This is a genomic window from Isoptericola hypogeus, assembly GCF_039531145.1.
GTDB lineage: Bacteria > Actinomycetota > Actinomycetes > Actinomycetales > Cellulomonadaceae > Isoptericola > Isoptericola hypogeus.
The window spans coordinates 1,054,147-1,062,446 of record NZ_BAAAPM010000003.1 but is presented as its reverse complement, the minus strand read 5'-3'; the positions used below and the strand labels follow the sequence as shown (position 1 = coordinate 1,062,446).

9 protein-coding genes are annotated in these 8,300 nt (G+C 73.8%); 3 read left to right on the top strand and 6 right to left on the bottom strand.

What is annotated here, in order from left to right:
• On the bottom strand, positions 1-2,987 hold a 2,987-nt coding region (locus tag ABD254_RS07040; RefSeq protein ID WP_344246982.1), incomplete at its 3' end, for a S8 family serine peptidase.
• Between the two features lie 329 nt (positions 2,988-3,316).
• On the opposite strand from ABD254_RS07040, the gene purS reads away from it, so the two are divergent.
• Genes purS through ABD254_RS07025 form a run of 3 tightly spaced genes read left to right on the top strand, consistent with a single transcriptional unit; the run spans position 3,317 to position 4,876 of the window.
• Positions 3,317-3,604 (top strand): phosphoribosylformylglycinamidine synthase subunit PurS, encoded by a 288-nt coding sequence (purS, locus tag ABD254_RS07035; RefSeq protein ID WP_344246980.1) that lies wholly within the window; start codon positions 3,317-3,319, stop codon positions 3,602-3,604.
• On the top strand, positions 3,604-4,323 hold the full coding sequence (purQ, locus tag ABD254_RS07030; protein WP_344246978.1) for a phosphoribosylformylglycinamidine synthase subunit PurQ: 720 nt from the start codon (positions 3,604-3,606) through the stop codon (positions 4,321-4,323). Before purS ends, purQ begins: the two co-directional genes overlap by 1 nt.
• Positions 4,324-4,333: 10 nt before the next feature.
• Positions 4,334-4,876: a GNAT family N-acetyltransferase gene (locus ABD254_RS07025; RefSeq protein WP_344246976.1), complete on the top strand. Its 543-nt coding sequence runs from the start codon at positions 4,334-4,336 to the stop codon at positions 4,874-4,876.
• A 60-nt stretch (positions 4,877-4,936) separates the two neighbouring features.
• On the opposite strand, the gene ABD254_RS07020 is transcribed toward ABD254_RS07025, so the two are convergent.
• From ABD254_RS07020 to ABD254_RS07000, 5 genes are all read right to left on the bottom strand, one after another.
• On the bottom strand, positions 4,937-5,323 hold the full coding sequence (locus tag ABD254_RS07020; RefSeq protein WP_344246974.1) for a VOC family protein: 387 nt from the start codon (positions 5,321-5,323) through the stop codon (positions 4,937-4,939).
• A gap of 49 nt (positions 5,324-5,372) precedes the next feature.
• Positions 5,373-6,242: an MBL fold metallo-hydrolase gene (locus tag ABD254_RS07015; protein WP_344246972.1), complete on the bottom strand. Its 870-nt coding sequence runs from the start codon at positions 6,240-6,242 to the stop codon at positions 5,373-5,375.
• Positions 6,239-6,628 (bottom strand): type II toxin-antitoxin system VapC family toxin, encoded by a 390-nt coding sequence (locus ABD254_RS07010; protein ID WP_344246970.1) that lies wholly within the window; start codon positions 6,626-6,628, stop codon positions 6,239-6,241. Before ABD254_RS07010 ends, ABD254_RS07015 begins: the two co-directional genes overlap by 4 nt.
• Positions 6,625-6,894: a type II toxin-antitoxin system Phd/YefM family antitoxin gene (locus tag ABD254_RS07005; RefSeq protein ID WP_344246968.1), complete on the bottom strand. Its 270-nt coding sequence runs from the start codon at positions 6,892-6,894 to the stop codon at positions 6,625-6,627. Before ABD254_RS07005 ends, ABD254_RS07010 begins: the two co-directional genes overlap by 4 nt.
• A 317-nt stretch (positions 6,895-7,211) precedes the next feature.
• Positions 7,212-8,279: an LLM class flavin-dependent oxidoreductase gene (locus ABD254_RS07000; RefSeq protein WP_344246966.1), complete on the bottom strand. Its 1,068-nt coding sequence runs from the start codon at positions 8,277-8,279 to the stop codon at positions 7,212-7,214.
• Positions 8,280-8,300: the final 21 nt, after the last annotated feature.

Below are 8,300 nucleotides of genomic sequence, written 5' to 3'. Positions count from 1 at the left end.
GCGCCGTCGGCGCCGGCCATCGTGGTCCTCTCGGGGGCGACCGGGCTGTAGATCGACCACTGCAGCTTGTTGTCGCTCTGGTCGATGTCGATCCCCGCCGCGCGGATCTCGGCCACGGACGGGTCGGTCAGGACGCCGTCCAGCGGGTAGGAGATGGCGTCGGCCGGGCGCTCGACGACGGTCGGGGTGGTCGGGTCGAAGGCGCCGAAGGCGTCGTCGTACGTCGGCGCCGTGGTGTCGACGTAGATCGGCTCGCTCTTGGTGAAGGTGCGCCCGTAGGCGTCGACGCCGATCACCTTGAACCGGTAGCCGCCCTCGGCGGCCCAGCGCGCCTTCGGGGAGACGGGGTTGCGCCTGTCGCCCGTGAGCGGGAAGTAGCTGCCGGTGAACGACGCCCCGTAGAGCACGTCCGGGGCGAGCCCGACGGTGCGGAGGGTGCCCACGTACCCGACGTCCTTGCCCTTCTGGTCGGCCAGGAAGATGCGGAGCTCGGTGAGCTGGCCGGCCATGCGGAAGGCGAACTGGCCCTGGCCGCCGGCCGCGAGCCCGTCGCCCGTGCCCTGGTGCGTGGAGAGCACCGGCTTGGGCATCGTGAGCTCGGCCAGGCCGGTCGTCGCGAGGCGGACGCCGAACGGCAGGCGCAGCGTCGGCAGGTCGGCGTCGCGCGGGGTGAGCGTCACGACGCCCTGGTAGGAGCCCGCCGTGGCGGACGCGGGAGCGGACAGCAGCACCGGGAGGCGCCGCTTCGCCGAGCCGGCCAGGGTCAGGGACTTCTGGACCGAGAGGCGCACCCGGTTCTTGGCGGCGTCCGGCCCGGAGCCGGTCGTCGCCACGGAGACGTCGTAGCGGGTGATCCCCTTGGCGTGCCCCTGGACCTCGACCACGGCCGACTCGAGGACGGCCTTGCCGGCGGGCAGGGTCCCGAAGTCCACCGCGCCCGTCTCGTGGCGCAGCGTGGAGGTCTCGCCGGCCGCGTCGACCTGCGTCGTGGTGGCCCGCACGGCCGCCGAGACGCTCGCGTGCACGGCGGACCACGGGTCGACCTGCCCGGCGCCGACGCCGAAGACGTCGTCGGAGCCCTCGAGCGGGGCGGCAGTGTTCATCAGCGCGACCTTGACGTCGGCCGGCGTGCGCCTCGGGTCGTCCTGCAGCATCAGGGCGGCGACGCCGGCCACGTACGGGCTGGCCATCGACGTGCCGCTGAGGCGCGCGTACGCGATCGAGTAGTCGCGGCCCTCGGGGTCGACGACGTCGACCGGGATCGAGGACATGACGCTCACGCCGGGCGCGGTGACCTCGGGCTTGATGGTGCCCGTGCCGTACACGGGGCCCCGCGAGCTGAACGGCGCGAGCTGGTCGCCGCCGAGCGTGAACGTGCCGTCCTCGGCGAGGGTCACCGTCGCGGTCGGGTCGGCGGCGAGGGCGTCGGCGATCGCGGCGCCGTCGGCGGCGGTCACGGAGAACGCCGGGACGAAGCCCGCGGCCTCACCCAGGTAGTTGGGGACGTGCCCCTCGTCGGCCACGTTGTTGACGAGCAGGACGGCCACGGCGCCCTTGGTGGCGGCGCGCTCGACCTTCTCGTTGAGCGTGATCGTGCCGCGCTGGACGACGGCGACCTTGCCGGCCACGTCCTTGCCGGAGTAGTCCGCCGAGCGGCCGAGGCCGACCGGGACCAGGGCGTGAGTGCCGTCGATCGCATCGTCGACGTCGGCGTAGGAGCGGGCGAGCAGGCGTGCCTCGGCCGTGGTGCCCCCGACGGTGGCCGCGTAGCGGCCGAGCTCCATCGGGGTGTCGTTGGCGCCCACGGTGATCGGGAGTGCGGCGGCGCCCGGGGTGCCGAGGGTGGACTCGGCAGGCCCGGAGTTGCCGGCCGCGATGACGGTCGTGATGCCGGACAGCACGAGGTGGTCGGCGGCGAGGGCCTGGGGGCTGAGGGAGTCGTTCGACGGGGCGCCCAACGACATGTTCACCACGTCGACGTCGTCCTGCAGGGCGGCGTCCATCCCGGCGAGCACGGCGGAGGTGGAGCCGCTGCCGTAGGGGCCGAGCACGCGGTAGGCGCGGATCTTCGCGTCGGGCGCGACGCCGTGCGCGGCACGCTCGGTCGCCGTGTCGCCCTGGCCGGCGATGATGCCGGCCACGTGGGTGCCGTGCTCCGTGTAGTACGTCGACCCGTTGGAGGTCTCGGGCCTGTTGGTGGCCTGCCAGTCGGCGTACGTGGTCTCCATCGGGTCGTCGTCGCCGTCGACCAGGTCCCGCCCGCCCGCGTACACGTCGGCCAGGTCCGGGTGGTGGTAGTCGATGCCCGTGTCGATGACGCCGACGGTGACGCCCTCACCGGTGACGCCCTCGTCGTGCAGGCGCGCCAGCCCGGCGGCGATCGCGGCCTGGTCGTCGTCCTCGGTGGCGGCCGGCACGGCGGCGGCAACGGGCGCGGAGGTGGCGTGCACCTCGTCGTCGGGCCAGACGGCGGCGACGCCCTCGATGCCGGCGAGCGTCTCGAGCTCGGTGCCGGGCAGCGTCATGCTCACGCCGTTGAAGGCGTCGGTGTAGGTCTCCTCGACCTGGGGCGTCGCCTCGCGGGCGTCGCGCGACGTCGGGAAGGCCTCGGCGAGCGCGTCGTCGAACGACTCCTGGGACTCGGAGACCGCGTCCTGCGCGGCGGAGTCCGTCAGCGTCTGGCCCTGCGTGGCGGCGAGCAGCTGTGCCGTCGTGGCCGGGGGCTGGGTGAGGGACACGATGACGTCGACGGGCTCGTCGCTCGCGCGGACGTCGTCGTCGAGATCCTGGAGGCCGCTGACCTGGAGGGTCGAGAGCCGGTCGAGGACGGCGAGCTGGTCGGCGTCGAGCGAGGCGAGGAGCTCCTCGGCGTCGCCGGGCCCGGGGGCGGCGAGCGCGGCCGGTACGGTGCCGACGCCGCCGAGGGCGAGGACGGTCAGGCACGTGACGGCGGTGAACCGGCGCGAAGGTCGTGGAGCACGAGGCATGAGGCTCTCCTGGTCGGGCGGGTATGCCGGATCAGAGTGACATCCGCGGTCCCCGGCGAACAGACGGTGACGGTGGCGAGAACACGACGTGACGGACGGTCGCCAACCGGCGTCCGCCCCTCGGGGCCGCGCGGGCCTGGTCGACGCCGCCCCCGACCGTGCGACCCAGGGCTGTCCGGCTGCCCCGGGTCGGCGGGTAGACTCGCCCACGGAATCCCGCCGTCGTGCTCCCACCCGCCTTGCGCACCCGGTCTCCCGGGCGCCGCCCGGGCCGGGATCGGTGGAGCGGCGGCCGCCCTGACCCCCCGGTCACGATTCGAGGAGCACCCGTGGGACGCGTCGTCGTCGAGGTCATGCCCAAGCCCGAGATCCTGGACCCCCAGGGCAAGGCCGTCGTCGGGGCGCTGCCCCGCCTCGGCTTCACCCAGTTCACCGGCGTCCGGCAGGGCAAGCGGTTCGAGCTGGAGGTCGACGGCGAGGTGACCGCCGAGGTGCTCGCCGCCGCCCAGCAGGCCGCGGAGACGCTGCTGTCGAACCCGATCATCGAGGACGTCGTGCGGGTCGCGGACGCCGCGACCGACGCCGCCGGGACGATCACCGCCGAGGGCGTGGCCTGATGACCGACGGCACCCTCGCCTCGGCCCGGGTCGGGGTCGTCACCTTCCCCGGCACCCTGGACGACCGTGACGCGGCTCGCGCCGTGCGCCTCGCCGGCGGCGAGCCGGTGTCCCTGTGGCACGCCGACGGCGACCTGCGCGGCGTCGACGCCGTGGTGCTGCCCGGCGGGTTCTCGTACGGCGACTACCTGCGCGCCGGCGCGATCTCGCGCTTCGCGCCCGCGATGGACGCCGTCGTGGACGCCGCGAGGGGCGGCATGCCGGTGCTGGGCATCTGCAACGGATTCCAGGTGCTCACCGAGGCCCACCTGCTGCCCGGCTCGATGGTCAAGAACGACCACCTGCACTTCGTGTGCCGGGAGCAGGTGCTCACGGTGGAGAACACGACGACCGCGTGGACGAACCGGTTCGCGTCCGGCCAGCGGATCACCATCCCGCTGAAGAACCAGGACGGCCAGTTCGTCGCCGACGAGCGCACCCTCGACGAGCTCGAGGGCGAGGGGCGCGTCGTCTTCCGCTACACGGGATGGAACCCGAACGGCTCCCGCCGCGACATCGCGGGCATCACCAACGACCGCGGCAACGTCGTCGGTCTCATGCCGCACCCCGAGCACGCCGTCGAGGCCGGCTTCGGTCCCGCGGGTCAGGCCGGGCCGCGCGCGGGGACGGACGGGCTGACGTTCTTCACGTCGGTGCTCGCCGCCCTCGTGCACGCGTGAGGACCGGCCGATGACCACGGTCACGCACGAGTCCTCGAGCGCCCGGCCCGCCGACGAACGGGACGCGCCGGTCGTGACGGTCGACGCCGTCGGATGGGACGACGCCGATGCCGCAGCCCTGCGCGCCGCGCAGGAGGCCGAGATGAACGCCCGGTACGGCGGCGAGGACGACGCGCCGCCGATCGACCCGACCACCATCGTCACCACGCTGGTGGCGCGCGTCGACGGCGTGCCGGCGGCGACCGTCGCCGTGCGGGACGTGTCCGGGAGGGACGACAACCGCGGGCGCGGCGCCGCGCACCCCGCCGCGACCGGTGAGGTCAAGCGCCTGTACGTCGCCCCCGAGCGCCGGGGGCTCGGGCTGGCGCGGCGGCTGATGGCCGAGGTGGAGCGCGCCGCACGCCAGGTGGGGTTCCGTCGCTTCGTGCTGGAGACCGGCACCGCGCAGCCCGAGGCGATCGGGCTCTACGAGTCGCTCGGCTACGAGTCGATCGAGAAGTACGGCGACCACGTGCACGAGGAGCAGCAGCGCTGCTACGGCAAGCGGCTCTGACCATCGCAGGTTGAGCCTGTTCAGACCACGCATGGTCTCGACAGGCTCGACCGGCGTTTCTCAGCCAGTGGCGCCCGCCGACCATGCCGGCAGCTGCTGCAGGGTCCAGGAGTTGCCGTCCGGGTCGGCGAACGTGACGAACCGTCCCCAGGGCTGCTCGTCCACCCCCTGAGCCTCGGCGCCGACGGACCGCAGGTGCGCGAGCGCCTCGTCCGCGTCGGGCACGACGACCTGAATGGTGTCCTGCTTCCCCGGCTCCAACGTGCCCCCGACGCCGGTGCCGAACGCGATGGAGCACGCGGACCCGGGCGGGGTCATCTGCACGAACCGGACGTCGTCGGAGACCTGCTGGTCGTGGTCCGGGTTGAACCCGATTCGCTCGTAGAACTCCTTGGCCCGGTCCACGTCCGTGACAGGCACGTGGATGAGCTCGATCTTCCAGTCCATGGCTGACCCCTTCGTCGACGGCGCGCCGTCGCGGCGCGCACGGACCACGCTAGGACCCGCCACCCACACCGCGCGCCGCGTCACGCCCGGCGGCCCGGGCCAGGTACTCCAGCTGGGCGCGCACGCTCTGGCGTGCGGCGCGCCGCACGGAAGGGTCGACGTCCGCGTACACCAGCGCCGTCACCCGGTCGACGAGATCGTCCCCGGGCCGCCGGGCGCCGTCGATAGCGGGCGCCGCTCCGAGCGCCTCCAGCGCGGCGCGCACCTGTGCGAGGCGGTCGAGCCGGTGGGCGCGGTAGGCGCGCACCCGGTCGGCGAGGTCGTCCACGACCGGGCCGTGCGCGGGCAGCCCGGCCACGGGCGCACCTGGGGCCGGTGAGAGGGCGACCGCCATACCCTCGAGCCGGTCCAGCGAGGTCAGGTAGTCGCCGAGCGACCCGTCGGGCTCGGCGATCACGGTCGTCCCGCGGCCGAGGACGGTGTCGCCGGTGAGCACGACGTGCGGCTCGCCCTCCGCGGCGACGAGGAAGCACACCGAGTCCGCGGTGTGGCCCGGCGTCGCGACGACGTCCACGCGCACCCTGCCCGCCGAGATCCGCTCGCCGCGGCGCAGGGGAGCGCCTCCGTGGCAGTGTGCCGGGTCGACGGCGCGGACGGGCGCGCCCGTCAGCGCGTGCAGTCGCGCCGACCCGGCCGTGTGGTCCGCGTGCCGGTGCGTGATCAGCACCAGCTCGACGGGCCCGGCCGCAGCCAGTGCGGCGAGGTGACGCTCGTCGTCCGGCCCCGGGTCCACGACGACGGCGCTGGGGGCGCCCGGTGCGCGGAGGACGTACGAGCGCGTGCCGTCCAGCGTCATCGGTCCGGGGTTGTCCGCGCGCAGCACCGCGACGGATCGGGTGATCGGGGTGGGCTCGGTCATCGGACGTGCCGGATCGGGCCCCGGTATGCGGCGACCAGGGCGTCGCTGGTGAGTAGCGTCGAACCCGTGGTGATCGCCTGTGCGACGAGGAGCCGGTCGAAGGGGTCCTTGTGGAGGGGCGGCAGGTCGCTCGCCGCGGCGGCCTGGTCGCCGGTGACTGCCAGTTCGAGGAACCCCAGTCGGAGCGTCGTCGTCCTCGCCAGGTGCGCGTTGAGATCGAAGTCGCCTCGGCCGCGTGCCGCCTTGAGGCCGATCTCCCAGATGTTGACCGCGCTGAACCAGATCTCGGCCTCCGGGTCGGCGAGAACCTCGGCGGCCGCGTCCGGAAGCCGCTCCGGGTAACCGAGCGTCCACAGGAGGATGTTCGTGTCGAGGAGGTATCTCATCGCGGGGACGAGCTCGACTGGTCGTCGTCCGACCCCTCGAACATTGCGATGATCTCGTCCTGCGCCCAGTGGTCGAAGTCGTCGGGCATCGTGAACTGACCACGAAGTGCCCCGAGCTGGCGTCGCGGCTTCGACTTCTCGTCGACGCTGACGACTCGTGCCACCGGCTTCCCTGCGCGGGCGATGGTGAACTCCCCGCCCGCCTCGACCTCGGCGAGCAACTTCGACAGGTGTGTCTTCGCCTCGTGCACGTTGACCGTCTTCACCGAGCCTCCCCAACAAGAATGACTAAGTCAGGTTAGTCCATCCGCTCGCACCGCACGAGGATGACGCGGTCGATCGTGCGCTGCTGGCAGGATCCCGTCGCGCCGGAACTGGGCGGTCGTCGCCGACGGCGACGTGGTCGGCAACGTCGGGCTGTCCGCCATCGAGCGGCGGCACGACACGGCGTGGGCCTCCTACTGGCTCGCCGGAGGTGCTCGGGGACGGGGGACCAACCTGGCGGCCGTCATGAGCTGTCGGCGACACCGTGGCTGCCGGCGGCCGGCCCGTCAGCGGCAGCCACGTCGTTTTCGTCGGAGCGTCAGGCGAGCGCGTCGGCCAGCAGCTCGAGCGTCTGCACGCGCCCGGGCGTGGCGTCCAGCGGCTCGGCGTCGTACGACCCTGCCACCGGCACGACCATCACCTCGTCGGCGCCGTGGCGGGTGGCGAGGTCGCGCAGCTGGGCCGCGGCCTGGTGCGGCTCGCCGACGATCCAGCGGGCGCGCATGTCGGCGATCATCTGCTCTCCCATCGTGTCCAGGGGTGCGGCGGCGGCCTGCTCGACCGTCTCCGCCCGCCCCATCGGCTTGCCCGTGCGCAGCCGCGCCATCGACCGCAGCTGCGGCAGCGCGCGCTCGTGCGCCTCGGCGGCGGTGGGGGCGACGACGACGTTCGCGGTGAGGAAGGTCTGCGGCTCCGGGTGCGCCTCGCTCGGCCGGTAGCCGTCGCGGTACAGCGCGAGCACCTGGTCGACGCCGGCCCCGGAGAAGTGGTTGGCGAACACGTAGGGGAGGCCCAGCTCGGCGGCGAGGCGGGCCGAGTAGTCGCTGGACCCGAGCAGCCACACGGTCGGCGCGCCGTCCGCCGCGGGCGTGGCGTGCACGTCGTAGATGTTGCCGTCGCCGAGGCGCAGGGCCGCGCCGTCGGGGCTCATGAGGGCGAGGATGTCGCGCACGTGCTGCGGGAACCGCTCGACGTCCGACGTCGGGCCGGACTGGCGCAGCAGCGCTGTCACGACGGGGTCGGAGCCGGGCGCGCGGCCGAGGCCGAGGTCCACGCGGCCCGGCGCGAGCGCCTCGAGCGCGGCGAACTGCTCCGCGACGACGAGCGGCGCGTGGTTGGGCAGCATGACACCGCCGGACCCGACGCGGATGCGCTCCGTGACGGCCGCCGCGGCGGCGATCATCACCGGCGGCGTGGAGGCCGCGACGGCGGCCATGTTGTGGTGCTCGGCGAACCAGTACCGCTCGAAGCCGAGCTCGTCGGCGCGGCGCACCAGCGCGAGCGACGCGGCGAGCGCCTGGGGGCTGCTCTGCCCGGTGCGCACCGGGACGAGGTCGAGGACGGACAGGCGGGGGTTCGTGGGCGCGGTGGCGGCGGTGGCGTTCATCGCCCAGGTCAACCGGGCGAG

Coding starts and splice junctions, on each gene's coding strand:
- purQ (WP_344246978.1), top strand. CDS start 3,604: ATGACCGACGGCACCCTCGCCTCGGCCCGGGTCGGGGTCGTCACCTTC.
- ABD254_RS07025 (WP_344246976.1), top strand. CDS start 4,334: ATGACCACGGTCACGCACGAGTCCTCGAGCGCCCGGCCCGCCGACGAA.
- ABD254_RS07020 (WP_344246974.1), bottom strand. CDS start 5,323: ATGGACTGGAAGATCGAGCTCATCCACGTGCCTGTCACGGACGTGGAC.
- ABD254_RS07015 (WP_344246972.1), bottom strand. CDS start 6,242: ATGACCGAGCCCACCCCGATCACCCGATCCGTCGCGGTGCTGCGCGCG.
- ABD254_RS07010 (WP_344246970.1), bottom strand. CDS start 6,628: ATGAGATACCTCCTCGACACGAACATCCTCCTGTGGACGCTCGGTTAC.
- ABD254_RS07000 (WP_344246966.1), bottom strand. CDS start 8,279: ATGAACGCCACCGCCGCCACCGCGCCCACGAACCCCCGCCTGTCCGTC.